Here is a 26,001-nt window from a genome sequence, read left to right as displayed (position 1 = left end):
CTTTGGCATTCGCGAATAAACCGCGACGCTTTGCCTGATGACGAGCAAGGTGCACAATGCCGCCAACCTTCGGCACAAGGATTCGCCATGCGCCACGACGCCTTCACCCTCAACGCCAGCGACGGCCTGCCGCTGCACGTCAACCACTGGTACGGCGATGAGCCACCCCGTGCGATGGTCATGCTTGCCCATGGCATGGCCGAGCACAGCCTGCGCTACGAACGGCTGGCCGAAGCCCTGGTGGCGGCGGGCTTCGCCCTCTACGCCCTGGACCAGCGCGGCCACGGCCGCACGGCCGAACGCGGCACTCTGGGGCACTACGCCGACGAGGACGGCTGGAGCAAGGTCGTCGGCGACCTCTCCACCCTCAATCACCACATTCGCCAGCAGCATCCGCACACGCCGATCTTCCTCTTCGGCCACAGCATGGGTAGCTACATCGGCATCGCCTACCTCATGGGCCACAGCTGCAGCCTGCAGGGCGCCGTACTTTCCGGCTCCAACTACCAGCCCGTGGCGCTGTACAAGGCGGCACGCCTGATCGCCGGTTTCGAACGCTGGCGCCTGGGCGCGAAAGGCCGCAGCAAGGTCATCGACCTTCTCTCCTTCGGCTCGTTCAACAAGGCGTTCAAGCCCAACCGCACCGCCTTCGACTGGCTCAGCCGCGACCCGGCGGAAGTGGACAAATACGTGACCGATCCGCTGTGCGGGTTCGTCTGCACCACGCAGTTGTGGTGCGACCTGCTCGACGGCCTGCAGCACATCACGCCCCCCGCCAACCTGGCGCAGATCGATGCCGACCTGCCGCTGCTGGTCATCGGCGGCTCGCGTGATCCGGTCAGCGACGGCAAGCGCCTGGGTGACCTGGCAGGTGCCCTGCGTGAGGCCGGCGTGCGCGACGTACAACTGAAACTTTATCCCGAGGCCCGCCACGAGCTGCTCAACGAGAGCAACCGCGACGAGGTCACCGCCCATCTGATCGACTGGCTGCAACAGGCATTGAGCCACGGTCGCAAGCCCACTCAGGAGTGTTCATGACCCAGGTAACCAACATCCCCTACGAGGCGCTCGAAATCGGCCAGCAGGCCAGCTTCGAAAAGCAGGTGGAAGAACGTGACGTGCAGCTGTTCGCCGCCGTGTCCGGCGACAACAATCCGGTACACCTGGACGCCGCCTTCGCCGCCGAGACGATGTTCAAGGAGCGCATCGCCCATGGCATGTTCACCGGCGCGCTGATCAGCGCCGCCATCGCCTGCAACCTGCCAGGCCCGGGCACCATCTACCTCGGCCAGCAGCTCAAGTTCACCCGCCCGGTGAAACTCGGCGACACCCTGACCGTGAAGCTGGAAGTGCTGGAGAAACTGCCGAAGAACCGCGTGCGCATCGCTACCCGCGTGTTCAACCAGGACGGCAAGCAAGTGGTCGACGGCGAAGCCGAAGTGCTCGCCCCGAGCGCCGAGCAGACCGTGACCATGCCGCCGATGCCGCAGGTGACCGTCGCCTGATCCGCTGCACACTGGTGCGCGGCAGCAGCGCCGCGCACCACTTTTGTTCTACACTCACAAGCCTTGAGCGATCTGACACTCCAGAAGTGCAGTTCCTTGTGCACTTTGCACAAACCCCTTTGACTACCTTGCCAAGCGGCCATGCCCGCTGACTCTGGCACGTCCCCTGCTATCGCCAAGGCCTACCCCCCTACCGGAGCCAGGTCCATGAGCAACGCCACCCCCGATAGCGACTACCCTCTGAGCGAGGTCCCCAGCGGCGCCCGCAAGGGGCTGTTCTCCACCGCCATCCTGCTGTTCGGTTTCACCTTCTTCACCGCCACCATGTTCGCTGGCGGCAAGATCGGCATGGCCTTCGATTTCACCACCCTGCTCTGGGCCGCGGTGATCGGCAACCTGCTGCTGGGCCTGTACGCGGCCGCACTGGGTTTCATCGCCTGCCGCAGCGGCTTGAACTCGGTGCTGATGGGGCGTTTCTGCTTCGGCGAAGTGGGCAGCAAGCTGTCCGACATGCTCCTGGGTTTCACCCAGATCGGCTGGTACGCCTGGGGCACGGCGACCGTCGCCATCGTCCTGGTGAAGATCCTCGGCCTGCCGGAGGGCCTGACCATCCCGCTGATGGTGTTGTTCGGCTTCGGTTTCTGCCTCACCGCCTTCGTCGGCTACAAGGGCCTGGACCTGCTCTCGCGCGTCGCCGTGCCGGCCATGCTGGTGCTGCTGGTGGCGTCGCTGTGGATCGCCACCCGTGACATCGGCGGCCTCGCCGGGCTGTTGGCAGTGGAGCCGTCCGAGAGCATGAGCCTGAGCGTGGCCATCACCCTGGTGTTCGGCACCTTCGTCAGCGGCGCCACCCAGGCGACCAACTGGACCCGTTTCGCCAGAAGCGGCCGCGTCGCGGTGCTGGCCAGCCTGCTCGGCTTCTTCATCGGCAATGGCCTGATGATCGTCGCCGGTGCCTACGGCGCCATCGTCTACCAGCAACCGGACGTGGTCGAGGTGCTGGTGCTGCAGGGTCTGTCCATGGCCGCCGTGATCATGCTGTTCCTCAACCTGTGGACCACCCAGGACAACACCATCTACAACTTCGCCGCCGCCGGCTGCAACCTGCTGCGCACCGGCAAGCGCAAGACCGTGACCCTGGCCGGCGCCGGCATCGGCACGCTGCTGGCCATCGGCGGCATGTACGAACTGCTGATCCCCTTCCTGATCCTGCTCGGCTCGATCATCCCGCCGATTGGTGGCGTGATCATGGCCGACTACTTCTACGCTCACCGCGCACGCTACCCGAAACTGGCCGACGCCCGTCTGCCGGCCTTCAACTGGGTCGGCCTCGGCGCCTACCTGATCGGTGCGCTGAGCGCCTACTTCTCGCCCTGGGTCGCGCCACTGGTCGGCATCGCGGTGGCGGCGCTGGCCTATGTCGCACTGTTCGAGCTGAACAAGGCACTCGCGGGCCGTCAGCAGGTCGCCGGCGCGTGAGCCTGACCGTCGCCGACGTACTCGCCCTGCCGGATCTGGCCAGCATGCGCCTGCGTGCCGGCCAGGCCGGACGCGACAATGCCGTGCGCTGGCCCTACGTGGCCGAGAACGAGGGCATTGCCGACTGGGTGATGGGCGGCGAACTGATCTTCGTCACCGGCATCAACCATCCGCGCGACGAAGCCAACCTGCTGCGCCTGGTGCGCGAGGGCCACGAGCGCATCGTCGCCGGCATGGTCATCCTCACCGGCGCCGAATACATCCAGGCGATCCCGCCCAGCGTGATCGCAGAGGCCGAGCGCCTGGGCCTGCCGCTGATCGAACAACCCTATGCCCTGAAGATGGTGGTGGTCACCCAGGCCATCGGCACCGCGCTGGTCCATGCGCAGCAACTGGGCCGCTCGCGCCAGCACGTGCTGGAGCAGGTGCTCGATGGCGACTACCAGTCGCTGGACCTGCTCCTGCAGCGCGGCGACAGCCTCGGCCTGGCGCTGCACGTGCCGCGTCAGGTGGCGCTGCTGCGCCTCGACGGCAGCGAGCAGCTGTTCGGCGACCTGGCCGGCGAAGACGCCGAGCGCCAGCTGCAGAGCCGCCAGCAACTGCTGCAACGGCGCCTGGAGCAGAGCCTTAGCGAGCGTGGCGAGGCGCTGCCACTGGTCAGCCAGGGCCGACACTGGATCGCCCTGCTGCCCTGCCCCACGCCGCAGGATGAAGCGCGCAACCGCCAGGTGATGACCGCACTGCTCGACGAGCTGCGCCCGCAACTCGGCCCGCTACGGCTGTTTCTCGGCCTCGGCAGCGCCGGCTGCGACGCCCCGCATTTCGCCCAGGGCCTGGGTGAAGCGCGCCAGGCACTGGCCGTGGCCCAGCGTTTCCCGGAGCGCCTGGGGCTGTGCAGTTTCAACGAGCTGGGCGTGCTGGAGCTGCTGGGCGCGATCCGCGATCGCAGCCTGCTCGACCGCTTCGTCGAGCGCGTGCTCGGCCCGCTGATCGGCGACGACTCGCGCCACCAGCCGGTGCTGATGCCGACGCTAGAGGCCTGGTTCGCCGAGAACGGCAACCTGGCCCTGGCCGCGCAGCGCCTGAACGTTCACCGCAATACCCTGAGCTACCGTCTACAGCGCATCGAAGCGCTGACCGGCTGCTCCTTCGACACCCCGCACGACCGCCTGAACATCAGCGTCGCGCTGCTGATCCGGCGCCTGTCGTCGCCTGCCTGAGAGGAACCCAGCATGATCATCCACAACGCCCGCCTGCGTGGCCGCGACGGCCTGTACCGCATCACCCTGAACGGCGCCGAGATCGCCGCCATCGACATCCAGACCGCCAGTGCCACCCCGGCGGCGGACGACCTCGACGCGGCCGGCAACCTGGTGGTGCCGCCATTCGTCGAACCGCACATCCACCTCGACGCCACGCTGACCGCCGGCGAGCCGGCCTGGAACATGAGCGGCACACTGTTCGAAGGCATCGAGCGCTGGGCCGAGCGCAAGGCACTGGTGACCCACGAAGACACCAAGACCCGCGCCAAGAAGACCATCGACATGCTGGTCGACCACGGCATCCAGCACGTACGCACCCACGTCGACGTCACCGACCCGACCCTGGCGGCGCTCAAGGCCATGCTCGAGGTGCGCGAGGAAACCCGCCACCTGATCGACCTGCAGATCGTCGCCTTCCCCCAGGAAGGCATCGAGTCCTACGCGAACGGTCGCGCCCTGATGGAGCAGGCCATCGAACTGGGCGCCGACGTGGTCGGCGGCATCCCGCACTTCGAGAACACCCGCGACCAGGGCGTGTCGTCGATCAAGTTCCTCATGGAGCTGGCCGAACGCACGGGCTGCCTGGTGGACGTGCACTGCGACGAAACCGACGACCCGCAGTCGCGCTTTCTCGAGGTGCTGGCCGAGGAAGCCCGCGTGCGTGGCATGGGCGCGCGCGTCACCGCCAGCCACACCACGGCCATGGGTTCCTACGACAATGCCTACTGCTCCAAGCTGTTCCGCCTGCTGAAGATGAGCGGCATCAGCTTCGTCTCCTGCCCCACCGAGAGCATCCACCTGCAGGGCCGCTTCGACACCTACCCGAAACGCCGCGGCCTGACCCGCGTGGCCGAGATCGACCGCGCCGGGATGAACGTCTGCTTCGGTCAGGACTCCATCGTCGACCCCTGGTACCCGCTGGGCAACGGCAACATCCTGCGCATCCTCGAGGCCGGCCTGCACATCTGCCACATGCTCGGCTACGACGACCTCAAGCGCAGCCTGGACCTGATCACCGACAACTCGGCGCGCGCGCTGACCCTGGGCGAACGCTACGGCCTGGAAGTCGGCCGCCCGGCCAACCTGCTGATTCTCTCGGCACCGGACGACTACGAGATGGTGCGCAGCCAGGGCCACGCCCTGGTGTCGGTGCGTCACGGCAAGGTGCTGATGCGGCGTACCCCGGCCAGCATCGAACGCAGTTGATCACGTTCCTTGGCACGTAGGGTGGATGACGCTCTATTCATCCACCGTCGCATCACCCCGTAGCCGGCCGTCGAGCTAAGCGATCCCCAGGCGACAGGAACAGCCCCCAAGCGGTGGACAAGCTTCGCGTTGTCCACCCTACGGACCCAGGCACGCAGCAGCGGTACCGTGGGAGGGGCTTCAGCCGCGAGTCCCCTTGAAGAGCTCGCGGCTGAAGCCGCTCCTACAATTGCGAGAGTGCCCTACTCCAGCCGTACGCTGGCGGTCATGCCGGCACTCAGGGCGATGTCTTCGGGCAGGCTGGTCAGCCTGATGCGCACCGGAATGCGCTGCGCCAGGCGCACCCAGTTGAAGGTCGGTTCGACATCCGCCAGCAGTTGCCCATCCGGGCTGGCGTTGCGGTCGGTGATGCCACGGCTGATGCTCTCCACCTCGCCGCGAATCTCGTCCGTGCCGCCCATCAGCCAGACCTCCACCGGCGCGCCGACCTGGATGCGCGGCAGCTTGGTTTCCTCGAAATAGGCCTGCACGTAGAACGACTGGGTGTCGACCAGAGCCATCACCGCCTGCCCGGCCTTGACGTAGTTGCCCTGCGCCAGGACCAGGTTGGTCACCTGGCCATCGCGCGGTGCACGCACTTCGCTGCGCGCCAGGTTCAGCTCGGCGATACGCAGGTCGGCCTGCGCCTCGCGGTACTCGCCACGCGCCATCTCGGCGCTGATCTTGGCGTTGTCCAGCAGTTCGGCGCTGATCGCCTTGGCGCCCAGACGCGAGCGGCGCAACGCCTCGTGCTCACGCAGGCTGAGCTGCTGGCGGCGGATGTCCACCACGGCCTGGGCCTTCTCCACTGCAGCCTGGTAGCGATCGCGGTCGATGGTCATCAGCAGGTCGCCGGCCTTGACCTGCTGGTTGTCACGCACCTTGAGCTCGAGCACCCAGCCGGACACGTCCGGGGCGATGGTTACCACATCCGCGCGCACCCGGGCGTCACGCGTCCAGGGCGAATACATGTAGTGCTGCCAGATCCACGAGCCGGCGAAGATCGCCGCCGCCACCATGGCCAGGGTGATACCGACACGAATGGTCGAATGCATGCTTCTCTCCTCAATGCGCCAGGACGGCCATCACGGCCGCCAGGACGCAGACATATAGGGCACAGTCGAACAGGGCCTCGTGCCAGATCCAGCGCGTCAGCCCGATGCGCTGCAAGCCGAGGCGCAACGCGCCGGTCAGCAGCAGCGCCAATACCGCGTAGATCGCCATGGGGCTCAGCAACACGCCGCCCAGCGACCACTCATGCAAGCCCATGGGCTTCTCCTCTCAGGTGACACCACTGGCGCCAGCCGTTCTGCAATTGCGACAGGGCGGCATCGGCCAGGCGCCGTTCGATGCTCGGTGCCAGGGCAGCCAGCGCCTGGCGCAGCTCGGTCGCGGGCGCATCCAGCGCATCCCGACCGCCCGGCGTCGGCCCCCGCTCCAGCACCTCGTCCAGCTGCTGCAGGAAACGCTGTTGCGCCTGCGTCAGGTCGGCGTCGACATGCGCCAGGCAGGCGCGCAGGTGCAGCAACTCGTCACCCAGATCGAGCCCGGCGACACCATCGTCCCAGCGGCTGCGCGCACGGTCCGGTCGTGCCGGGTAGTGCCGCGCCAGCTGCAACAGGCGATCGGCCATGCGCCCGCCGAACCAGTTCTCCGCACGTCCCAGGTCACGCCGGGTCAGGCGGCCGAGGTCGAGCAGGATGGCCTGCATCAGGCGCCGGCCATGCCACACCGGGTCACGCAGGCCGATCAGCTTGAAGGCCAGTACCGCACAGCCGACGCCCAGCAACATGCCGGGGGCCTCGTTGAGGAAGTAGGCCACGTCATAGCCGACACCGGCCGGCGGCAGGCAGAGCACGATCAGGTGCAGGCAGAACGAGGTCGAGGTCGCCGCCAGCGCTGGCTTGGCCATGCCCAGCACGCCGAAGAACAGTGGCACGCCGAGCACCAGGGCGAGCATGGGGAAACCGTCGATCTGCGGCATCAGGATCTGCCCGACGAAGAACGCCACCGGCAGCGCATAGAAAATGCCGCGCAGGAACATCATGCCGATTGCCGGGGCCGCCTCCAGCCGGGCGAACAGGCTGCAGACCACCGCGCCGAGCAGCATCGCACCGATCGCGTGGGTCCAGCCGGTGGCCATCCAGAATGCGGCCAGCGCCAGAAAGGTCAGGCCGCTGCGCGCGCCATAGACCAGCGCGGTCTGCCAGTCGTAGTGCCAGGACAGCGCTCGCGGCGCATCCTCCGGTGCCTGGCCCTGCTCCACCGCCTGCAGCGCGCGACGAGCCTCAGCGACGCGCAGCAGGAGAACGGCCAGGCGCTCCAGGCACAGCTGCTGGGCAGCGCTCAGGGTCTCGTCCAGCGCCGCCTCGCGCAGGCGAGCGAGCAGTTCGGAGAGTTCCCCAGGCTGTGCCTGCAACTGCGTCTGCACCTCCTGCAGCCAGGGCGCGACCCGCTGCGCCTCGTCGGTACCGAGCTGTCGCCATTGCCGTGCCACGCCACGGGCCAGGCGCAGCATACCGAGCAGGTCGCGACTGAGTACGCGCAGGGCGATGGCCCGCTGGCGCCCCCGCTCGCCCTCGAACCAGGCATGTTCGCGCTGGGCGTCCACGGCGACGATACGCGCCAGCACTTCCAGCAGGCCCTGGCGCGAATCGCCCTCCTCCCCGGCCAGGGCCTGGCACACGGCCTTGACGCCGGCCAGCCAGGTGTCGCGCGCCTGCTGCACCAGTTGCCGCTCGACCCGCTGCGGCCAGAGCAGGGCGCTGCTCAGCGTGGCGCAGACCAGCCCCAGGCAGATCTCGGTGGAGCGGGCGATGGCTTCGTCGAAGATCACATGGGGCTTGCCGATGGCCGGCAGGCCGATGATCGCCACCGTGTAGCCGGCCAGAACGAAGGAATAGGCCCAGGCGCTGCGCAGCATGGTCGAAACGGCGGTACAGAGCGCCAGCCACAGGGCGAAGGCAAGCAGGAACAGCCAGGGTGTCTGGGCGAACAGGGCCATCATCACCACGGCCATGAAGGTGCCGACCATGGTGCCGAGCAACCGCGCCAGGCCCTTCTGCACCACCATGCCGGACAGCGGCTGGGCGACGATGAAGGCCGTCATAAGCGCCCATTGCGGCTGTTCGAGGCCGAGCCGCAGCGCGAGCCATAGCGCCAGCCCGCCGCCAAGCAACGTCTTGACGGCGAATTGAACAGCCTGGGCACTGGGCGCCAGGAAAGCCTGCAGGGAATCTCGCATGGACAGGGATTCGGAACGTGACGATTTGAAGATAGACGACGGCTCGAGCGAGCAGCCAAACAAAGCCAATTATTAGCTAGCTATCTAATTTCGTCCAGTCCCCTGCCCAACTTTCCCTGCCAGGAGACCGTCAACCGGAACGACAGGCAAAAAAATGGGCGACCGAAGTCGCCCGAATTGCCTTGCGTGCCCAGTTGACCGGAAGGATCAGCTCTGCTTGCGCTTGTGAGCATCCTTCCAGATGAAGTAACCAACACCCCCGAAGAACGCGACCATCAGAAGAACGGTGCCGACTCCGGCGAGAACCACTGTATCGACGAACATGGCTGCCTCCTGTTGTGCCTGTCTGTCTGGGATGGCTTCACGTTATCAGCGCCAGCCCCGGCACCATTGATCTGGATCAATGCTCGCCACCCCCTCGCCCGACCGTTGCCCGGGAAACTGATCCAGGTCAACGAAACCACCCCGACGCAGCGCGCCAGTGCCCCTTGCAGAGGGCCGGCGCCCCGCTCGCCGACATCGCTGCTTGCGCTTGCACAAAAATTAATTGAGTGTTTAATTAATAATTTTCCAGGACCTTCCAGCCATGCCCCGCCCACGCACTCCAGGCCGTCCCAGCGGTGAAGCGCAGCAGCGTGAACGCCTGCTCGACGCCGCCTGCCAACGCTTCGCCCAGCAGGGCATCCAGGCCAGCAGCCTGCGCGGCATCGCCGAGGCCGCGCAGGTGACACCGGCGCTCATCCACTACTACTTCGGCAACAAGCCCAAGCTGACCCAAGCGGTGATCGACGAGCGCCTGATGCCCGAGTTCGAGCGCCTCGCCGGATGCCTGGAGCAAGCCGGCGATACCCCGCTGGAACAGGTCCGCACGCTGGTCACCGAACTGGCGGCCATCGTGGCGAAACATCCCTGGCTCCCGCAGCTGTGGGCACGGGAAGTGCTCACCGAAGGGGGCGCCCTGCGGAGCCTGCTGACCCAGCGCATCGCTCCCTTGCTACCGCTGCGCCTGGCCCAGCGCTTCGCTGCGGCGCAGCAACGCGGCGAGCTGCACGACGCCATCGACCCTCGCCTGCTGGTGGTCTCGCTGATCGGCGCCACCATGCTGCCCTACGCCGCCGCTCCGCTCTGGCGCGGCATCTTCGCCAGCGCCGAGATCGCCGACCAGAGGATGGTCGAGCACACCCTGGCGCTGTTCGCCCATGGACTGGAGGTGCCCGATGGCCATTGATCGACGACTGCTCTGCCTGCTGCTCGTGCTGCCACTGGCCGCCTGCAACGAACCGGCGCAGCAACCGCTGCTGGGCACCCTGGAGTGGGACCGCATCGGCCTGCCTGCCGAGGTCTCGGAGCGCGTGCTGGAGTGGAAGGTCAGCGAAGGCGAACAGGTCGTGTCCGGCCAGTTACTGCTGGAGCTCGACCCGCGCCGGCTGGACGCCCGCGTCCGTCAGGCCGAGGCCGAGCTGAACCAGGCCAACGCCCGTCTGGAAGAGCTGAGCAACGGCGCACGCATCGAACAGATCCAGGCCGCCAGCGCCAGCCTCCAGCAGGCCAGGGCCGAACGTGACGAAGCCGTGCGCGACGAACGCCGCATCAGCGCCCTGTATGCCCGTGGCCAGGTCGCCGTGGCCGAGCGTGACCGCGCCCGCGCCACCCGCGACCGCCTGGTGGCCGCCAGTGAGGCCAGCGCCGCCCGCCTGCGCGAACTGACCAACGGCACCCGCCCGGAGCAGGTCGAACAGGCCAGCGCCGCCGTCGAAGCCGCCACCGCGCAGCTGGAGCGACTGCGCCTGGACCGCGAACACCTGAGCCTGCACGCGCCGCGCGCCGGCCGCGTCGACGCCCTGCCGTTCCACCCCGGCGATCAGCCACCGATGAACGCGGAACTGGTCAGCCTGCTGGTCGGCGAGGCGCCCTATGCGCGCCTGTTCGTACCCGCCTCGGTACGCCCGACGCTGACCGTCGGCGCTACCCTGCGGGTCCGGGTCGAAGGTCATGAACGCCCCCTGCAGGCACGCATCCGCAGCATCGCCAGCGAAGCCAGCTTCACCCCCTACTACGCCCTCAACGGCGATGACGCCAGCCGCCTGACCTACCGCGCCGAAGCCGTGCTGCTGGGTGACGAGGCCCGCGATCTGCCAGCCGGCCTGCCGCTGCAGGCGGAGCGTAGCGACGATGAGTGAGACGGTGATCCGCGCCAGCGGCCTGAGCAAGCGCTTCGGCGATCTGACTGCCGTCGACGGCCTCGACCTGCGCGTCGAACGCGCCGAGGTATTCGGCTTCCTCGGTCCCAACGGCTGCGGCAAGTCGACCACCATCCGCATGCTCTGCGGCCTGCTGCTGCCCAGCGCGGGAGAGATCGAGGTGCTGGGCTACCGGATTCCGCAGGATGCCGAAGCGCTCAAGCGACGCATCGGCTACATGACGCAGAAATTCTCGCTGTACGAGGACCTGACGGTGGCCGAGAACCTCGATTTTCTCGCCAGCATCCAGGGCCTGGGGCGGGCGCAGGCACGCAGGCGGGTCGCGGAGCTGCTCGAGCGCTACTGGCTGGGCGACCTGCGTGACCGCCTGTCCGGCACCCTCAGCGGCGGCCAGAAACAGCGCCTGGCCCTGGCCGGCGCCGTGCTGCACGAGCCCGACCTGCTGCTGCTCGACGAACCGACCAGCGCCGTCGACCCGCAGTCACGCCGGGAATTCTGGGACTCGCTGTTCGAGCTGGCCGAAGCCGGTACGACCCTGCTGGTCTCGACCCATTACATGGACGAGGCCGAACGCTGCACGCGCCTGGGCATACTCGACAGCGGGCGACTGGTCGCCGACGGCAGCCCCGCCGAGCTGATGGCGCGCCTGCCCGGACAACCGCTGCTGGTGGAATGCGCCCAGCCGCGCCAGGCGCAACGGGCGCTGCAAGGCCTGCCGGCGATCTACGCCAGCGCGCAGATCGGCGCCTCGCTGCGTCTGCTCAGCGCCACCGACGATGCCCGCGAGCAGGTCGAACGGCGTCTGGCCGAGGCTGGCGTGCAGGCAGGGGTCCGCGCGACCGAAGCGAATCTGGAGGATGTCTTCGTCGCTGTGACGCGCCGCCCCGACATCCAGGGAGCGCAGCCATGAACCTGCGTCGACTGGCTGCCATCGTGCTCAAGGAACTGCGTCAACTGCGCCGCGACCGCCTGACCTTCGCCATGATCGTCGGCATCCCCGTCATGCAGCTGGTGCTGTTCGGCTATGCCATCAATCTCGACGTGCGCGGCCTGCCCAGCGCCGTGCTGGATCAGGCCAATACGGCCCATTCGCGCGAAGTGGTGGCCGAGATCGGCGCGAGCCAGGTGCTCGACCTGCGCTACCGGCTGTCGAGCGAGCAGCAACTGCAGACGCTGCTGCGGCGGGGCGAGATCAGCGCCGCGCTGGTCATCCCCGCCGATTTCGAGACGCGCCTGGCCCGCCCCAACCCCGAGCGCACGCCCCTGCAACTGGTGGTCGACGGCTCCGATCAGGTAGTCCAGGCCTCGGCGCGGCAACTGGCGAGCTACCCGCTTCCCGGTTGGCAGGCCACGCCGTCGATGACAGTGGTGAACTTCTACAACCCCGAACGCCTGGCGCCCCTGAACACCGTACCCGGCCTGATCGGCGTGATCCTGACCATGACCATGGTGCTGTTCACCGCCATCGCCCTGGTGCGCGAGCGCGAACGCGGCAACATGGAGATGCTCATCACCACGCCGGTCTCGCCCTGGGAGCTGACGCTGGGCAAGGTGCTGCCGTTCGTCGGCATCGGCCTGGTGCAGGTGACGGTCGTCCTGCTGGTCGGCTGGCAACTCTTCGCCGTGCCGGTGCGCGGCTCGCTGCTGGCGCTGTACGCGGCGTCACTGCTGTTCATCTTCGCCAGCCTGACCCTTGGCGTCTTCATCTCGACGCTGGCGCGCAGTCAGTTCCAGGCGATGCAGATGGCCTTCTTCACCTTCCTGCCGCAGATATTGCTGTCCGGCTTCATGTTTCCCTTCGCCGGGATGCCCAAGGCCGCGCAGTGGCTGGCCGAGGTGCTGCCGCTGACGCATTTCCTGCGCCTGGCACGCGGCATCATGCTGCGCAACGCGACCCTGGCCGAACTCTGGGTGGAGGTGCTGGCACTGAGCGTCTTCACCCTGGCGATGCTGGTGATCGCGGTATCCCGCGTGCGCAAGCGCCTGGACTGAGCAGGCTGGTGGCTCAGCGTTTCTTCGGCTTGCTCTTCGACTTCTTCTTGCCCTTGCCCAGTGGCAGGACCTGCTCGAAGACCTGACGCATGTCGTTGAGGCGCTTGTCATTGAGGTCGTGGATACGCTTGTCGCGCTCGGCGGCGAAGTCGATCAGTTTTTCGTCATTGCTCATAGCGGAAACCGGATCAGGCGAAAGGTCAGATTCAGGCGCGGCGCGCAGGCTTGGCGCGTCTTCGCCACTTGATGTTGCCAATGATGCTGGGTCGGCCCACGCATGACCAGTAGCGAGCCATGCTCCAGGGTCAGCGAATGCTCGATGCGCGTGGCGCCCACGCGGCGCAGGTCGAAGCGCCGGCTGCCGCCCAGGTTGAGCGAGGCGATCAGCGGCTCGCGCCCCAGTTCGGGCTCGGCGTCGCTGTGCCAGCCCATGGAGTCCTGGCCGTCGCGGTAGTAGTTGAGCAGCACGGCGTTGAGCGCCTGCCCCACGTCGGCCATGAGCCGCTGGCGGATGTCGTCGAGCAGCGCCGTCCATGGCAGCGGCTCGTGCACCTTCCCGGAATAGCGATAACGTGCCTCGGGTTCGCCATACCAGGCGGTCAGGCGCGGCGTGCGGTGGTAACGCCCATGGATGAACAGCTCCGGCTGCTGCCAGGGCGTCTGCTCGACCAGCGCCTGCAGCCAGCGCTCGGCCAGCGCCGCGTCCACCCAGCCAGGCAGGTAGTCCAGCTCGGCATCGGCGATGGCGGGTAACGGGTCGGCGAACAGCATGAAGATCTACACGGCAAGAATTGAAAGGAGTGTCTCAGACTTCCACATCCACCCACAGCCCCTGCCGTGGCAGATCACCCAGCGCCTCCTGCATCTCCTCCGGCTCGGCCTCGGCCAGTTGCTCCGGGGTGTAGCCTCGCCGCTGGCGGCGGCGCTGCTCTTCGCGCAGCAGTTCCTCGGCTTCCTGCGGGTGCCGCTTGTCCAGGCTCAGCGCACTCTCCTTGGCGCTCTCCTCGGCCGGGGTTACCGGTGGAATCTCGGGCTTGGGCTTGATCACGTCCTGCGAGGCAGTGACCGGCACCAGGCTGTGGGGGATCGGTGGCAGCATGCAACAGCACCTCCTTTGTAAGGCTGTCGGCCCCGTCATCCGCGACTTTAGCAGGCCGTTGAAAAGCTACCAGCGCTGCCATTGCTGCGTTGAAAACAGGCTCGTGCGCGAGTCCGATCAAAATGCTCATCTACAGCGGGCAAACTCCGCTTCTCGCCTGTTCTTGCCTTGCGCTGGCTGCCTCGCCTGCGTTTTTCGACGGCCTGTCAGCCGGTGCTCACTACACTTTCGACTGACGGGCACTGCGATAGTGCCACGAGCGCTTTGGCCGTGGCGCGGCATCCGTTATCATAGCCGGCTTTTTCACGCGGGAGACAGACAGGCATGGCGCAATATCAACCGGGGCAACGCTGGATCAGTGACAGCGAAGCGGAACTGGGTCTGGGAACCATCCTTACCGAGGAAGGCCGCCTGCTCACCGTGCTCTACCCGGCCACCGGCGAAACCCGCCAGTACGCCACGCGCAATGCCCCGCTGACCCGCGTGCGCTTCGCACCGGGTGACGAGATCACCCATTTCGAGGGCTGGAAGCTGACCGTGCAGGAGGTCGAGGACATCGACGGCCTGCTGGTCTATCACGGCCTCAACGCCCAGCATCAGCCGGTCACCATGCCGGAAACCCAGCTGTCGAACTTCATCCAGTTCCGCCTGGCCAGCGACCGCCTGTTCGCCGGCCAGATCGATCCGCTGTCCTGGTTCGCCCTGCGCTACCACAGCCTGGAACACAACAGCCGCCTGCTGCAGTCGTCCCTCTGGGGGCTCGGTGGCGCCCGCGCCCAGCCGATCGCGCACCAGCTGCACATCGCCCGCGAAGTGGCCGACCGTATCGCCCCGCGCGTGCTGCTGGCCGACGAAGTGGGCCTGGGCAAGACCATCGAGGCCGGCCTGGTGATTCATCGCCAGCTGCTCTCCGGGCGCGCCGGGCGCGTGCTGATCCTGGTGCCGGAAAACCTGCAGCACCAGTGGCTGGTGGAGATGCGCCGCCGCTTCAACCTCGACGTGGCCCTGTTCGACGCCGAGCGCTTCATGGAAAGCGATGCCAGCAACCCCTTCGAGGATTGCCAGCTGGCGCTGGTCGCCCTGGAGTGGCTGAAGGACGACGGGAAGGCCCAGGACGCGCTGTTCGCCGCCGGCTGGGACCTGCTGGTGGTCGACGAGGCGCATCACCTGGTCTGGCACCCGGAGCGCGTCAGCCCCGAATACGCCCTGGTCGAGCAGCTGGCCGAGGTCATTCCCGGCGTGCTGCTGCTCACCGCCACCCCGGAACAGCTCGGCCAGGACAGTCACTTCGCCCGCCTGCGCCTGCTCGATCCCAACCGTTTCCATGACCTGGAAGCCTTCCGCGCCGAAAGCAGCCAGTACCGCCCGGTTGCCGAAGCGGTGCAGGAGCTGCTCGATCAGAACAGCCTCAGCGCCCAGGCACGCGATGCCATCGGCGGCTTCCTCGGCGACGAAGGCCGTGAGCTGCTCGATGCCATCGACGGCGGCGACGACGAGGCCCGTGCACGCCTGGTACGCGAGCTGCTCGACCGCCACGGCACCGGCCGCCTGCTGTTCCGCAACACCCGCGCCGCGGTACAGGGGTTCCCTGAGCGCGAGCTGCACGCCTACCCGCTGCCGAGCCCGGACGAGTACCTCGAGCTGCCGCTGGGCGAGCATGCCGAGCTGTACCCCGAAGTCAGCTACCAGGCCCAGGACGAGATCGAAGACGAGCAGCGCTGGTGGCGCATCGACCCGCGCGTCGAGTGGCTGATCGACAACCTGAAGATGCTCAAGAAATTCAAGGTGCTGGTCATCTGCGCCCACGCCGAGACCGCGCTGGACCTGGAAGACGCCCTGCGCGTGCGCTCCGGCATCCCGGCCACGGTGTTCCACGAGGGCATGAGCATCCTCGAGCGTGACCGCGCCGCCGCCTACTTCGCCGACGAGGAATTCGGCGCGCAGGTGCTGATCTGTTCCGAGATCGGCTCCGAAGGCCGCAACTTCCAGTTCGCCCATCACCTGGTGCTGTTCGACCTGCCGGCCCACCCGGACCTGCTCGAGCAACGCATCGGCCGTCTCGACCGTATCGGCCAGAAGCACCGCATCCAGGTGCACGTGCCGTACCTGGAGAACAGCCCGCAGGAGCGCCTGTTCCAGTGGTATCACCAGGCGCTCAACGCCTTCCTCGCCACCTGCCCGACCGGCAACGCCCTGCAGCATCAGTTCGGCCCGCGCCTGCTGCCGATGCTGGAGAACGCCGACGACGGCGAGTGGCAGCAACTGGTCGACGAGGCCACCGCGGAGCGCATCCGCCTCGAAGGTGAGCTGCACAGCGGCCGTGACCGCCTGCTGGAACTGAACTCCGGCGGCGCCGGCGAAGGCGAGGCGCTGGTAGAGGCGATCCTCGAACAGGACGACCAGTTCACCCTGCCGATCTACATGGAAGAGCTGTTCAACGCCTTCGGCATCGACAGCGAAGACCACTCCGACAACGCCCTGATCCTGCGCCCCAGCGAGAAGATGCTGGACGCCAGCTTCCCCCTCGGCGACGACGAGGCGGTCACCGTCACCTACGACCGCGACCAGGCCCTGGCCCGCGAGGACATGCAGTTCCTCACCTGGGAGCATCCCATGGTGCAGGGCGGCATGGACCTGGTGCTGTCCGGCTCGATGGGCAACACCGCCGTCGCGCTGATCAAGAACAAGGCGCTGAAACCCGGCACCGTGCTGCTCGAACTGCTCTACGTCAGTGAAGTGGTCGGCCCGCGCAAGCTGCAGCTCGGACGCTTCCTGCCACCGGCGGCACTGCGCTGCCTGCTCGATGCCAACGGCAACGACCTGGCGCCGAAGGTCGGCTTCGAGACCCTCAACGACCAGCTGGAAAGCGTGCCACGGGCCAGCTCCAACAAGTTCGTCCAGGCTCAGCGCGACGTGCTGGCCAAGCAGATCAACGATGCCGAGGCCAAGATCATGCCGCGCCATGTCGAGCGCGTGGCGGAAGCCAAGCGGCGCCTGGTCGCCGAGCTGGACGAGGAACTGGCGCGCCTGGTCGCGCTCAGCGCGGTCAACCCCAACGTGCGCGACAGCGAAGTCACCGCCCTGCGCGAACAGCGCGAACAGAGCCTGGCGATGTTCGACAAGGCTGCCCTGCGCCTGGAAGCGATCCGCGTGCTGGTAGCGGGCTGACACGGCCTCGTCCCGGCGCAGGGTGCGCAATGCGCCCCCTGCGCCAGCACACTGGCCCGGATGCAATCCGGGAACGCTCGCCAACATGAGTCCCCGGATCGCATCCGGGCTACGGACTGACTGGCTCTTGGGCGCACCCTAGGGGCAGCCCAACTCCTCCAGCCGCTTCTGCAGAAACTGCCGGTCCGCCCCCTGCTGCGCCAGCGCCAGGGCCTGGCGATAGGCCGCAATGGCCTGATCAGTGCGCCCCAGCCGCCGCAGCAGGTCGGCCCGTGCGGCATGCAGCAGGTGGTACCCATCCAGCTCGCCGCCGGCCAGCAGGCGCTCGACCTCCATCAAGCCGACTTCCTCGCCCTCGTGCATGGCCAGGGCCACGGCGCGATTGAGGGCGACCACCGGCGACGGATTCAGCCGCAGCAGCTCGTCATACAGGCCAACGATCTGCGCCCAGTCGGTCTCTTCCAGGCTGGCCGCCTCGGCATGTACCGCAGCGATCGCCGCCTGCAGGCTGTAAGGCCCGAAGCGGCGGGAATGCAGGGCCTGCAACACCAGCGCCTCGCCTTCGGCGATCAGCTCGCGGTCCCACAGGCTGCGGTCCTGCGCCTCCAGCAGGATCACCTCGCCATCGGCAGCACTGCGCGCCTGGCGTCGAGACTCGTGCAGCACCATCAACGCCAGCAGCCCCTGCACTTCCGGCTCGGGCAGCAGCTCCAGCAACAGCCGGCCCAGGCGGATGGCCTCATCGGACAGCTGGCTGCGGGTCAGCGAATCGCCGGAACTGGCGAAGTAACCTTCGTTGAAGACCAGGTAGACCACCCGCAGCACCGCCTCCAGCCGCTCGGGCAGCTCGTTGCGCCCCGGCACTTCGTAAGGAATGCGCGCGTCGCGGATCTTCGCCTTGGCCCGCACGATGCGCTGGGCCAGGGTCGAGGGACTGGAGAGGAATGCGCGGGCGATCTCCTCGGTGCTCAGATCGCAGGCCTCACGCAGGGTCAGCGCCACCTGCGCGTCGCTGGCCAGCGCCGGGTGGCAGCAGGTGAAGATCAGCCGCAGGCGATCGTCCTCCAGCAGTTCGACCTCCTGCGCATCGTCCTCGCCCGGCACGTCGACCCGCTCGTCCAGGGGCTGGAAGCGGCGTTGCCGCCGCAGGCTGTCGATGGCGCGAAAGCGTCCGGCGGACACCAGCCAGGCCCGCGGATTGTCGGGCACGCCCTCGCGCGGCCATTGCTCCACCGCACTGCGAAACGCCTCGTGCAGGGCCTCCTCGGCCAGGTCGAAGTCACCCAGCAGACGGATCAGCGTCGCCAGCACACGGCGCGACTCGTCGCGGTACAGGCGTTCGATCAGCTCGGTGATGGGGGGCGATATCGACATGCGCGTCTCCAGGGCAGGTGCATACGTTGCCCAATCCTGCCGGCGGCGTCGAGCCTCGGCACGATCCGCCCCTCCATTTGGCACCCGCTGCATTGGCAGCCAGGGTCGCGCTGGGCATAGTCGCGCCATCGAAGATCACCAAGGGAGTCCTGTTATGCGTTGGTTGCTGCTCGGTCTGGCGGGTGCTGCGGTATTTCTCTATGGCCGTGTCAGCGGCGACGCGCAGCTCAGCCTGCTGAGCAAGGGCATCCCGGTCATCGCCCTGCTGTTCTGGCTGCGCCAGGCGCCTCCTGGCACTTACCGTCGCTGGATCGGCATCGGCCTGGTGTTCTCCCTGGCCGGCGACATCCTCCTCGACTGGCCCGGCGACCTGTTCGTGTTCGGCCTCGGCGCCTTCCTGCTGGGCCATCTCGCCTACGTGCGCGCCTACTGCTCCGACAGCCGCCAACCGGCCCTGGCCGCACTGCTGCTGGCGCTGATTGCCGGCGGGGCGATGTTCGCCGTGCTGGCCAGCAGCGGCCTCGGCGAGCTGCTGATCCCGGTTGCCTGCTATGCCACGGTGATTTCCCTGATGCTCTGGCGCGCCCTGGCGCGGATCGGCCACCGCGCCATTGCCGCGCGCTCCGCCGGCCTGGCCGCCGCCGGCGCCGCGTTGTTCGTGATTTCCGACAGCCTGATCGGCATCGACCGCTTCGTCATGAGCTTCGACGCCGCGCCCTACGCCATCATCCTCACCTACTGGCTGGGCCAGTGGGGCATCACCGCCTCGGCGTTCGCCCGCAGCAAGGCCTGACAGCAAGCCCGACGCGCCGTCAGGAAAGCCCTGACGGCTGGGCCGCACTTGGCTAAAATGCCGGCCTTTTCCGCTACCCGTCGCAATCGCCGTGAGCCAAGAATCCGACCGTCTGTTCGCCCAGCCCCTGGCCGATGTGCCCGACTTCGTCTTCAACGAGGACGTCGTGCGGGTCTTTCCCGACATGATCAAGCGCTCGGTGCCGGGCTACCCGACCATCGTCGAGAACATCGGCGTGCTCGCCGGCCAGTTCGCCCAGGCGCATACCACGCTGTACGATCTCGGTGCATCGCTCGGCGCGGTGACCCAGGCGCTGCGCCGGCACGTGCGCAGCGACGGTTGCCGGGTGATCGCCGTGGACAACTCGCCGGCCATGGTTTCGCGTTGCAGCGAATACCTGCACGCCCAAGACGCCATGTTCCAGGAGCTGCTGCCGGTTGTAGTGATCGAGGCCGATATCCTCGCCCTCCCCCTGCAACCGACCTCGCTGGTCACGCTCAACTTCACCCTGCAGTTCATCCCGCCGGAGCGCCGCCTGGAGCTGCTCACGCGCATCCGCCAGGCGCTGCTGCCGGGCGGCGCGCTGATCCTCTCAGAGAAGCTGCGCTTCGAGGACAATACCCAGCACGAACTGCTCACCGAGCTGCACGTTGCCTTCAAGCGCGCCAACGGCTACAGCGAGCTGGAGATCGCGCAGAAGCGCAGCGCCATCGAGAACGTGATGAAACCCGACAGCCTCGAGCAGCATCGCGAACGCCTGCTGGCGGCAGGATTCAGCAAGGTGGTGCCCTGGTTCCAGTGCCTGAACTTCGCCTCCCTGGTGGCCCTGCCATGATGCGCGATCTGGATCTCGACGCACTGCAGGCACAACTGGCCGGCACGCCGCTGCAGGACTGGGCCTGCTCACTGCCCGGCCAGCTCGATGCCAAGCTGGCCATCGGTCATGGCGACCTGGCGCGCTGGTACGGCGCGGTGCAGGCGCTGCCCGCGCTGACGCCGAGCGACATCGAACTCGGCCAGCGCTTCGCGTTCGACGGCCCTTGCGACGAGGCGAGCCGCGCCCAGTTGCAGGGCGCCCTGCAAGGCCTGATTCCCTGGCGCAAGGGGCCTTTCGAACTGTTCGGCGTGCACGTCGACACCGAATGGCGCTCGGACTGGAAATGGCAGCGCGTCGCGCCGCATCTGGACCTCGCCGGCAAGCGCATCCTCGACGTGGGTTGCGGCAACGGCTACTACATGTGGCGCATGCTCGGCGCCGGCGCGGACAGCGTGGTGGGCATCGACCCCAACTGGCTGTTCCTCTGCCAGTTCCTGGCGATGAAGCGCTACCTGCCGGACCAGCCGGCGTGGCACCTGCCGCTGGCCTTCGAGGAGCTGCCAGCCAGGCTGCAGGGCTTCGATACGGTGTTCTCCATGGGCGTGCTCTACCACCGCCGCTCGCCCATTGATCACCTGCTCGATCTCAAGGATGCATTGCTCAAGGGCGGCGAACTGGTGCTGGAAACCCTGGTGGTGGAAGGCGACGTCGAGCAGGTGCTGGTGCCCGAGGACCGCTACGCGCAGATGCGCAATGTGTGGTTCCTGCCGTCGGTGCCGGCACTGGAGCGCTGGCTGCGCCGTGCCGGCTTCGAGGACGTGCGCTGCGTCGATGTCAGCACCACTTCGGTGGAGGAGCAACGCGCCACCGAGTGGATGCGCTTCCAGTCGCTGCCGGAGTTTCTCGATCCGGCTGACCACAGCCGTACCGTCGAAGGCCTGCCGGCACCGACCCGCGCCGTGCTGATCGCGCGCAAGCCCTAACCCTCAGCGTGGCCGGTTGCACCCGCCCTGCGGGCGCAGCCAACGTGCCCGCCGCTGTGCGATCGAGCGCAGCGGTTCAGCCGCCCCCTGCTCGACCACGCCACGGGCGCCGCCCAGACGGATGCGCCCCTCGATGTCCTGGGCCAGCAGGCGGCGCATGCGGCGGCGCCAGAACCAGGCGCCGATCCAGTCGACGATGGCATTCTGCAGGTCCAGTGGCCACATGGCCGGCATGTAGAACTCGGGCATGGCTGGGCGCGGCTTGTCGTGATGGTTCGAACTTTTCATGGCGTTTCCTCCTTCTGCGCTGCCGGGTCGTACCGGGCTTGCGATCAGAATGAAACGCGCCTATCGTTCAAACAAACGACAAATTTCAAATCATCGATTAAGTAACATTTAACGATCATGAACGCGACCGCTCCCCTGTCATTGCCATTGCTGGAAAGCGATGTGCTGCGTACCTTCGTCGCCATCGCCGACAGCGGCAGCTTCACCCGCACCGCCACCCAGGTGTTTCGCAGCACCGCGGCGGTCAGCCTGCAGATCAAGCGCCTGGAGGAAACCCTCGGCCAGCGCCTGTTCACCCGCGAAGCCAGGCGCGTGCACCTGACGGCCGAGGGCGAGCTGCTGCTGGGTTATGCCAGGCGCCTGCTCAAGCTCAACGAGGAAGCGGTAGCGCGCTTCCTGACGCCGACCCTGACCGGCCGCGTGCGCTTCGGCACGCCGAACGACATCGGCGACCGCGTACTGCCCGGCGTCCTGACCCTGTTCGCGCGCAGCCATCCGGCCGTGGAGGTCGAGGTCAATGTCGGGCGCAGCGTCGATCTGGTGGCGAAACTGGATGCCGGCGAGCTGGACCTGACCCTGATCAACGCGGGCAACGATGGTCTGGACGACTCACGCGGTGACGTCATCTATTCCGAGGAACTGGTCTGGGCCGGTCGCGATGGCGGCCTGGCGGTGCAGCGCTCGCCACTACCGCTGGCACTGGCCAACCCGGGTTGTGCCTGGCGCCGGACCGCGCTCGACGCACTGGACCGCCAGGGCCTGAGCTACCGCGTCGCCTATTCCTGCGAGCAGTGTGCCGGCCAGGAGGCGGCGATGACTGCCGACCTGGCCATCGCCCCCTTCCCCCGCAGCCTGGTCAAGCCCCCTCTGCGCCGTCTGGGGGCGGAACAGGGCCTGCCGGCGCTGGGCGAGTACCACATCAAACTGATTCGCGGCCATCAACACAACGACGCCATCGAGGCACTCGCCATGCAGATGACCCAGGCGTTCAGCCAGGGCTGAATCGAACGAAGTGGGAGGCGCCTCAGCGACGACAGGCCATGGCAAGTCGCGGCTGAAGCCCCTCCCACAAATCCCGCTAGCCGCGCTCGGCTGCCGCGACGATCAGCGCCTTCATCTCCGCGACCGCCTGCTTGAAGCCGACGAACAGCGCATGGGCGACGATGGCGTGGCCGATGTTCAACTCGTTGACCCCGGGAATCGCGGCCACGGCTTCGGCGTTGTGGTAGTGCAGGCCATGGCCGGCATTGACGATCAAGCCGTGGTTCAAACCGCAGATCACCCCGTCGCGGATGCGTGACAGCTCCTGGGCCGCCTCCTCCGCCGTATGGGCATCGGCGTAGCGGCCGGTGTGCAGTTCGATGACCGGAGCACCGACGCGCATGGCCGCCTCGATCTGCCGCTCTTCGGCGTCGATGAACAGCGACACCTCGCAACCGGCCAGGGACAGGCGCTCGACCGCCGCGGCAATGCGCGCCTCCTGCCCGGCCACGTCCAGGCCGCCTTCGGTGGTCAGCTCCTGGCGGGTTTCCGGCACCAGGCAGACATGCGCCGGGCGGATCTGCTCGGCGAAACCGAGCATGAAGTCGGTGACGCCCATCTCGAAGTTCATCCGTGTCTGCAGCACATCGGCCAGCACCCGTACGTCACGGTCCTGGATGTGCCGGCGATCTTCGCGCAGGTGCACGGTGATACCGTCGGCACCGGCCTCCTCGGCATCCAGGGCGGCCTTGACCGGGTCCGGGTAGCGCGTACCGCGAGCCTGGCGCAGGGTGGCGACGTGGTCGATGTTCACGCCGAGCAGAATACGATTGGCCTCAGTCACGCTTGGACTCCTTGAGCGTCATGAAAAGTTCGCGGCTGACCAGTGGTCTGCCGCCAAGATGGGGTGCCAGTGCCTGGCGCATCAGGCGCTTGGCGGCAGCCAGCGCACCCGGCGTCTGCCAGTCCGCTTCGGCCATGGCCAGCAACTCGCGGCCCTGGAATACCCCAGGCTGCAGTTGTATCACCTGCACCAGGCCGACGTCCTGCTGCCAGCGGTACAGCGCAGCGGGGTCGATGGGCTGGTCATGCTGATCGCGATCGAGGGCGAAACCATAGCCCAGCTCGTCCAGCAGGCGCCATTCGAATGCGCGCAGCAGCGGCTCCAGGGGCCGGCCGACAGCCAGCGCCTGCAGGGTCAGGCCATAGTGGTCGAGCATCGCGGGGTGCGGATCCTCGGCGGGCAGCAGGCGGATCAGCAGTTCGTTGAGATAGAGCCCGGAGAACAGCGCCTCGCCAGTCAGCAGCAACGGGATGCCGGCGCTTTCCAGACGGCCGACGGTCTTCAGCTCGCCACGGCCACGCAGTTCGAGATCGAGTGGCGCGAACGGACGGGCGATGCTGCCGACCTTGCCGCGCGCGGCTCTCAGTACCGCACGGATGCGCCCCTGAGCGGTGAAGAAATCCACCAGGGCGCTGCTTTCCTTGTAGGGACGGCTATGCAGGACATAAGCGGCAAGGTCCAAGCTGCAAGCCTCAAGCGCGAGCTATGGCGCAGCGCATGGCGTGCAGCCCGCGGCTCAATCCAGGTAGCCCAGCGAACGCAGCGCGCGCTCGTCGTCGGACCAGCCGCCTTTGACCTTGACCCAGAGATTGAGCATCACCTTGGAATCGAACATGGTTTCCATGTCCTTGCGCGCGTCCTGGCCGATGCGCTTGATGCGCTCGCCCTTGTCGCCAATGATGATCTTCTTCTGCCCGTCGCGCTCCACCAGGATCAGGCCGTGGATGTGCAGCACGCGGCCTTCCTGCTTGAACTCCTCGATCTCCACGGTGATCTGGTACGGCAACTCGGCACCGAGCTGACGCATGATCTTCTCGCGGATCAGCTCGGCCGCCAGGAAGCGGCTGGAACGGTCGGTGATCTGGTCTTCCGGGTAGAAGTGTTCGGACTCCGGCAAGCGCTCGCCCACCAGCGCTTCCAGGGTGTCGAGATTCTGCCCCTGCAACGCGGAGATCGGCACGATCTCCGCCTGCGGCAGTTGCTCGGCCAGCCAGTTCAGGTGCGGCAGCAGCTCGCTCTTGTCTTCCAGACGGTCAGCCTTGTTCACCGCCAGCAGGATCGGGCACTTGACGTGCTGGACCTTCTCCAACACCAGCTGGTCCTCGTCAGTCCAGCGCATGCGGTCGACCACGAACACCACGACATCGACATCCTTCAGCGCCGTGGAGGCGCTGCGGTTCATGTAGCGGTTGAGCGCCTTGTCGTTGTGCTTGTGCAAGCCGGGCGTATCGACGTAGACGGCCTGTACCTCACCTTCGGTCTTGATGCCGAGCATGTTGTGACGGGTGGTCTGCGGCTTGCGCGAGGTGATCGCCAGCTTCTGTCCGAGGATGTGGTTGAGCAGCGTCGACTTGCCCACATTGGGCCGGCCGACGATGGCGACGTAACCACAGCGGGTCACGGGTGCATCAGTCATTGCCATTCTCCACCCCGAGGGCGATCAGCGCCGCAGCCGCAGCGACCTGCTCGGCGATACGCCGGCTGCCGCCCTGGCCCAGGGTCTTTTCATTGAGCAGGGACACCTGGCACTCGACCATGAAGGTACGGCAGTGCGGCTCGCCCTGAATATCCACCACCTCGTAACGAGGTAGCTCGCAGGCGCGCGACTGCAGGAACTCCTGCAAGCGCGTCTTCGGGTCCTTGTTGGTATCGACCAGGGTCAGGCCATCCAGCTCACCGGTCAGCCAGTCCAGCACGCGCTCGCGGGCCGCATCCATACCGGCATCCAGATAGATCGCGCCGATCAGGGCTTCCAGCGCATCGGCGAGGATCGACTCGCGGCGAAAACCGCCGCTCTTGAGCTCACCCGAGCCCAGGCGCAGGTATTCGCCCAGCTCGAAACCGCGCGCCAGCACGGCCAGGGTCTCGCCCTTGACCAGACGGGCACGCAAACGCGACAACTGACCTTCGCGCGCCTGCGGGAAGCGCTCGAACAGCGCCTCGCCGGCGACGAAATTGAGAATGGCATCACCGAGAAATTCAAGCCGCTCATTGTTGCGGCCGGCGAAACTGCGATGGGTCAGGGCCAGGATCATCAGATCCTGGTCCTTGAAGCTATAGCCGAGCTTGCGCTCGAGGCGGGACAGATTGGGGCTCACGGCATCCGTACACGAAATTCTTTGTCGAAATTCACCACCAGGTCGAGGTTCTCGATCAGCGGCTCACGTTTTTCATACTTCAGGTGGACCCGGAACTCGTTGTTCTCCACCTTCACTTGCATCACGTCACGCAGGTTCAGATCGCGAATGCTGTTGACCTGCATGCCACGGTCGACGTGGCTGTAGAACTCGCCAACGGTGCGCACTTGCGCAGCCTGGTCGGTCTCCACCGAGGTAATGATCTTTTCCATCGACATGTAGTCGAGATAATGCGGCAGGATCTTGAAACCGGTACTGGCGAAGAACGCCACCACGGCCAGAGCCACCAGCCAGCCCAAAATGGAAAGCCCCTGCTGCGAACGCGCGAAAGTCATGTTCATCCCCCAATAAACGGTCTTGTTGTAGCCT

28 protein-coding genes are annotated in these 26,001 nt (G+C 67.0%); 14 read left to right on the top strand and 14 right to left on the bottom strand.

Going from position 1 to position 26,001, the window contains the following annotated elements; genetic code table 11:
* Positions 1–87: 87 nt before the first annotated feature.
* The 5 genes from JLK41_RS07760 (at position 88) to codA (ending at position 5,452) form a co-directional block, all read left to right on the top strand.
* Positions 88–1,038, top strand: coding sequence for an alpha/beta hydrolase (locus tag JLK41_RS07760; RefSeq protein ID WP_210390705.1), 951 nt, complete (start codon positions 88–90; stop codon positions 1,036–1,038).
* Positions 1,035–1,505, top strand: coding sequence for a MaoC family dehydratase (locus JLK41_RS07755; protein WP_037048873.1), 471 nt, complete (start codon positions 1,035–1,037; stop codon positions 1,503–1,505). Before JLK41_RS07760 ends, JLK41_RS07755 begins: the two co-directional genes overlap by 4 nt.
* 207 nt (positions 1,506–1,712) lie before the next feature.
* Positions 1,713–2,984, top strand: coding sequence for a cytosine permease (gene codB / locus JLK41_RS07750; protein ID WP_037048875.1), 1,272 nt, complete (start codon positions 1,713–1,715; stop codon positions 2,982–2,984).
* Entirely contained in the window at positions 2,981–4,204 is a 1,224-nt protein-coding gene (locus tag JLK41_RS07745) for a PucR family transcriptional regulator (RefSeq protein ID WP_210390704.1), read from the top strand. Before codB ends, JLK41_RS07745 begins: the two co-directional genes overlap by 4 nt.
* A gap of 12 nt (positions 4,205–4,216) precedes the next feature.
* On the top strand, positions 4,217–5,452 hold the full coding sequence (gene codA / locus JLK41_RS07740; protein ID WP_210390703.1) for a cytosine deaminase: 1,236 nt from the start codon (positions 4,217–4,219) through the stop codon (positions 5,450–5,452).
* A gap of 242 nt (positions 5,453–5,694) precedes the next feature.
* Here codA and JLK41_RS07735 read toward each other — a convergent pair whose 3' ends face one another.
* The 4 genes from JLK41_RS07735 to ccoM form a co-directional block, all read right to left on the bottom strand.
* Positions 5,695–6,546: an efflux RND transporter periplasmic adaptor subunit gene (locus JLK41_RS07735; RefSeq protein WP_047587558.1), complete on the bottom strand. Its 852-nt coding sequence runs from the start codon at positions 6,544–6,546 to the stop codon at positions 5,695–5,697.
* A 10-nt stretch (positions 6,547–6,556) separates the two neighbouring features.
* Complete coding sequence (locus JLK41_RS07730; protein WP_037048889.1) at positions 6,557–6,760, bottom strand: DUF1656 domain-containing protein; 204 nt, start codon at positions 6,758–6,760, stop codon at positions 6,557–6,559.
* Positions 6,747–8,735, bottom strand: coding sequence for an FUSC family protein (locus JLK41_RS07725; protein ID WP_210390702.1), 1,989 nt, complete (start codon positions 8,733–8,735; stop codon positions 6,747–6,749). The genes JLK41_RS07730 and JLK41_RS07725 overlap by 14 nt, the downstream gene beginning before the upstream one ends.
* A 207-nt stretch (positions 8,736–8,942) precedes the next feature.
* Positions 8,943–9,059, bottom strand: coding sequence for a cytochrome c oxidase subunit CcoM (gene ccoM / locus JLK41_RS25440; RefSeq protein ID WP_017361612.1), 117 nt, complete (start codon positions 9,057–9,059; stop codon positions 8,943–8,945).
* A 262-nt stretch (positions 9,060–9,321) separates the two neighbouring features.
* Between ccoM and JLK41_RS07720 the strand changes: the two genes are divergently transcribed.
* From JLK41_RS07720 to JLK41_RS07705, 4 genes are read left to right on the top strand one after another with little or no spacing between them, the layout of a single operon-like run.
* A complete protein-coding gene (locus JLK41_RS07720; RefSeq protein ID WP_037048895.1) occupies positions 9,322–9,963 on the top strand; it encodes a TetR/AcrR family transcriptional regulator in 642 nt (213 codons plus the stop codon).
* A complete protein-coding gene (locus JLK41_RS07715; RefSeq protein WP_210390701.1) occupies positions 9,953–10,915 on the top strand; it encodes an HlyD family secretion protein in 963 nt (320 codons plus the stop codon). Before JLK41_RS07720 ends, JLK41_RS07715 begins: the two co-directional genes overlap by 11 nt.
* Positions 10,908–11,846, top strand: coding sequence for an ABC transporter ATP-binding protein (locus JLK41_RS07710; protein WP_197738827.1), 939 nt, complete (start codon positions 10,908–10,910; stop codon positions 11,844–11,846). Before JLK41_RS07715 ends, JLK41_RS07710 begins: the two co-directional genes overlap by 8 nt.
* On the top strand, positions 11,843–12,928 hold the full coding sequence (locus JLK41_RS07705) for an ABC transporter permease (RefSeq protein ID WP_047592088.1): 1,086 nt from the start codon (positions 11,843–11,845) through the stop codon (positions 12,926–12,928). Before JLK41_RS07710 ends, JLK41_RS07705 begins: the two co-directional genes overlap by 4 nt.
* 13 nt (positions 12,929–12,941) lie before the next feature.
* Here the strand turns inward: JLK41_RS07705 and JLK41_RS07700 are convergent, their stop codons facing one another.
* From JLK41_RS07700 to JLK41_RS07690, 3 genes are read right to left on the bottom strand one after another with little or no spacing between them, the layout of a single operon-like run.
* Positions 12,942–13,103, bottom strand: a complete 162-nt coding sequence (locus JLK41_RS07700; RefSeq protein ID WP_167494330.1) for a hypothetical protein — start codon at positions 13,101–13,103, stop codon at positions 12,942–12,944.
* Positions 13,100–13,699 carry an alpha-ketoglutarate-dependent dioxygenase AlkB family protein gene (locus JLK41_RS07695; RefSeq protein WP_175253339.1) on the bottom strand — a complete coding sequence of 200 codons (600 nt, stop codon included), beginning with the start codon at positions 13,697–13,699 and terminating at the stop codon, positions 13,100–13,102. Before JLK41_RS07695 ends, JLK41_RS07700 begins: the two co-directional genes overlap by 4 nt.
* 34 nt (positions 13,700–13,733) lie before the next feature.
* The gene (locus tag JLK41_RS07690; protein WP_037048908.1) at positions 13,734–14,027 is read right to left on the bottom strand and encodes a hypothetical protein; all 294 of its coding nucleotides are present in this window, start codon (positions 14,025–14,027) and stop codon (positions 13,734–13,736) included.
* A 324-nt stretch (positions 14,028–14,351) separates the two neighbouring features.
* Between JLK41_RS07690 and rapA the strand changes: the two genes are divergently transcribed.
* The gene (gene rapA / locus JLK41_RS07685) at positions 14,352–17,195 is read left to right on the top strand and encodes an RNA polymerase-associated protein RapA (RefSeq protein WP_210390700.1); all 2,844 of its coding nucleotides are present in this window, start codon (positions 14,352–14,354) and stop codon (positions 17,193–17,195) included.
* Positions 17,196–17,333: 138 nt separating this feature from the next.
* Here the strand turns inward: rapA and JLK41_RS07680 are convergent, their stop codons facing one another.
* Entirely contained in the window at positions 17,334–18,569 is a 1,236-nt protein-coding gene (locus JLK41_RS07680) for an RNA polymerase sigma factor (RefSeq protein ID WP_210390699.1), read from the bottom strand.
* Between the two features lie 154 nt (positions 18,570–18,723).
* Between JLK41_RS07680 and JLK41_RS07675 the strand changes: the two genes are divergently transcribed.
* The 3 genes from JLK41_RS07675 (at position 18,724) to cmoB (ending at position 21,162) form a co-directional block, all read left to right on the top strand.
* Positions 18,724–19,362 (top strand): lysoplasmalogenase, encoded by a 639-nt coding sequence (locus JLK41_RS07675; protein ID WP_037048916.1) that lies wholly within the window; start codon positions 18,724–18,726, stop codon positions 19,360–19,362.
* A gap of 91 nt (positions 19,363–19,453) precedes the next feature.
* Complete coding sequence (cmoA, locus tag JLK41_RS07670) at positions 19,454–20,197, top strand: carboxy-S-adenosyl-L-methionine synthase CmoA (RefSeq protein WP_210390698.1); 744 nt, start codon at positions 19,454–19,456, stop codon at positions 20,195–20,197.
* Positions 20,194–21,162 (top strand): tRNA 5-methoxyuridine(34)/uridine 5-oxyacetic acid(34) synthase CmoB, encoded by a 969-nt coding sequence (gene cmoB / locus JLK41_RS07665; protein WP_210390697.1) that lies wholly within the window; start codon positions 20,194–20,196, stop codon positions 21,160–21,162. The genes cmoA and cmoB overlap by 4 nt, the downstream gene beginning before the upstream one ends.
* 3 nt (positions 21,163–21,165) lie before the next feature.
* Here the strand turns inward: cmoB and JLK41_RS07660 are convergent, their stop codons facing one another.
* The gene (locus tag JLK41_RS07660; protein WP_134676303.1) at positions 21,166–21,450 is read right to left on the bottom strand and encodes a hypothetical protein; all 285 of its coding nucleotides are present in this window, start codon (positions 21,448–21,450) and stop codon (positions 21,166–21,168) included.
* 117 nt (positions 21,451–21,567) lie between these two features.
* Between JLK41_RS07660 and JLK41_RS07655 the strand changes: the two genes are divergently transcribed.
* Complete coding sequence (locus tag JLK41_RS07655) at positions 21,568–22,452, top strand: LysR substrate-binding domain-containing protein (protein WP_134676304.1); 885 nt, start codon at positions 21,568–21,570, stop codon at positions 22,450–22,452.
* A gap of 76 nt (positions 22,453–22,528) precedes the next feature.
* Here the strand turns inward: JLK41_RS07655 and pdxJ are convergent, their stop codons facing one another.
* Genes pdxJ through JLK41_RS07630 form a run of 5 tightly spaced genes read right to left on the bottom strand, consistent with a single transcriptional unit; the run spans position 22,529 to position 25,967 of the window.
* Positions 22,529–23,275 (bottom strand): pyridoxine 5'-phosphate synthase, encoded by a 747-nt coding sequence (gene pdxJ, locus JLK41_RS07650; protein WP_037048930.1) that lies wholly within the window; start codon positions 23,273–23,275, stop codon positions 22,529–22,531.
* On the bottom strand, positions 23,268–23,957 hold the full coding sequence (recO, locus tag JLK41_RS07645) for a DNA repair protein RecO (RefSeq protein WP_210390696.1): 690 nt from the start codon (positions 23,955–23,957) through the stop codon (positions 23,268–23,270). Before recO ends, pdxJ begins: the two co-directional genes overlap by 8 nt.
* Before the next feature lie 54 nt (positions 23,958–24,011).
* Positions 24,012–24,917 (bottom strand): GTPase Era, encoded by a 906-nt coding sequence (era, locus tag JLK41_RS07640; RefSeq protein ID WP_175253335.1) that lies wholly within the window; start codon positions 24,915–24,917, stop codon positions 24,012–24,014.
* Positions 24,904–25,593 carry a ribonuclease III gene (gene rnc, locus JLK41_RS07635; RefSeq protein ID WP_210390695.1) on the bottom strand — a complete coding sequence of 230 codons (690 nt, stop codon included), beginning with the start codon at positions 25,591–25,593 and terminating at the stop codon, positions 24,904–24,906. The genes era and rnc overlap by 14 nt, the downstream gene beginning before the upstream one ends.
* Complete coding sequence (locus tag JLK41_RS07630) at positions 25,590–25,967, bottom strand: DUF4845 domain-containing protein (RefSeq protein ID WP_037049139.1); 378 nt, start codon at positions 25,965–25,967, stop codon at positions 25,590–25,592. The genes rnc and JLK41_RS07630 overlap by 4 nt, the downstream gene beginning before the upstream one ends.
* Between the last annotated feature and the right edge of the window lie 34 nt (positions 25,968–26,001).

The sequence above is a fragment of the Ectopseudomonas khazarica genome, from assembly GCF_017915135.1.
GTDB lineage: Bacteria > Pseudomonadota > Gammaproteobacteria > Pseudomonadales > Pseudomonadaceae > Aquipseudomonas > Aquipseudomonas khazarica.
Note: the sequence above shows the minus strand (reverse complement) of the source record. Positions and strands in the feature narration are given on the sequence as shown.

Coding starts and splice junctions, on each gene's coding strand:
- JLK41_RS07700 (WP_167494330.1), bottom strand. CDS start 13,103: ATGAGCAATGACGAAAAACTGATCGACTTCGCCGCCGAGCGCGACAAG.
- JLK41_RS07715 (WP_210390701.1), top strand. CDS start 9,953: ATGGCCATTGATCGACGACTGCTCTGCCTGCTGCTCGTGCTGCCACTG.
- JLK41_RS07705 (WP_047592088.1), top strand. CDS start 11,843: ATGAACCTGCGTCGACTGGCTGCCATCGTGCTCAAGGAACTGCGTCAA.
- JLK41_RS07725 (WP_210390702.1), bottom strand. CDS start 8,735: ATGCGAGATTCCCTGCAGGCTTTCCTGGCGCCCAGTGCCCAGGCTGTT.
- era (WP_175253335.1), bottom strand. CDS start 24,917: ATGGCAATGACTGATGCACCCGTGACCCGCTGTGGTTACGTCGCCATC.
- JLK41_RS07675 (WP_037048916.1), top strand. CDS start 18,724: ATGCGTTGGTTGCTGCTCGGTCTGGCGGGTGCTGCGGTATTTCTCTAT.
- ccoM (WP_017361612.1), bottom strand. CDS start 9,059: ATGTTCGTCGATACAGTGGTTCTCGCCGGAGTCGGCACCGTTCTTCTG.
- JLK41_RS07710 (WP_197738827.1), top strand. CDS start 10,908: ATGAGTGAGACGGTGATCCGCGCCAGCGGCCTGAGCAAGCGCTTCGGC.
- JLK41_RS07730 (WP_037048889.1), bottom strand. CDS start 6,760: ATGGGCTTGCATGAGTGGTCGCTGGGCGGCGTGTTGCTGAGCCCCATG.
- JLK41_RS07755 (WP_037048873.1), top strand. CDS start 1,035: ATGACCCAGGTAACCAACATCCCCTACGAGGCGCTCGAAATCGGCCAG.
- codB (WP_037048875.1), top strand. CDS start 1,713: ATGAGCAACGCCACCCCCGATAGCGACTACCCTCTGAGCGAGGTCCCC.
- JLK41_RS07630 (WP_037049139.1), bottom strand. CDS start 25,967: ATGACTTTCGCGCGTTCGCAGCAGGGGCTTTCCATTTTGGGCTGGCTG.
- JLK41_RS07660 (WP_134676303.1), bottom strand. CDS start 21,450: ATGAAAAGTTCGAACCATCACGACAAGCCGCGCCCAGCCATGCCCGAG.
- JLK41_RS07690 (WP_037048908.1), bottom strand. CDS start 14,027: ATGCTGCCACCGATCCCCCACAGCCTGGTGCCGGTCACTGCCTCGCAG.
- cmoB (WP_210390697.1), top strand. CDS start 20,194: ATGATGCGCGATCTGGATCTCGACGCACTGCAGGCACAACTGGCCGGC.
- JLK41_RS07760 (WP_210390705.1), top strand. CDS start 88: ATGCGCCACGACGCCTTCACCCTCAACGCCAGCGACGGCCTGCCGCTG.
- JLK41_RS07655 (WP_134676304.1), top strand. CDS start 21,568: ATGAACGCGACCGCTCCCCTGTCATTGCCATTGCTGGAAAGCGATGTG.
- JLK41_RS07680 (WP_210390699.1), bottom strand. CDS start 18,569: ATGTCGATATCGCCCCCCATCACCGAGCTGATCGAACGCCTGTACCGC.
- JLK41_RS07735 (WP_047587558.1), bottom strand. CDS start 6,546: ATGCATTCGACCATTCGTGTCGGTATCACCCTGGCCATGGTGGCGGCG.
- codA (WP_210390703.1), top strand. CDS start 4,217: ATGATCATCCACAACGCCCGCCTGCGTGGCCGCGACGGCCTGTACCGC.
- JLK41_RS07720 (WP_037048895.1), top strand. CDS start 9,322: ATGCCCCGCCCACGCACTCCAGGCCGTCCCAGCGGTGAAGCGCAGCAG.
- JLK41_RS07695 (WP_175253339.1), bottom strand. CDS start 13,699: ATGCTGTTCGCCGACCCGTTACCCGCCATCGCCGATGCCGAGCTGGAC.
- rapA (WP_210390700.1), top strand. CDS start 14,352: ATGGCGCAATATCAACCGGGGCAACGCTGGATCAGTGACAGCGAAGCG.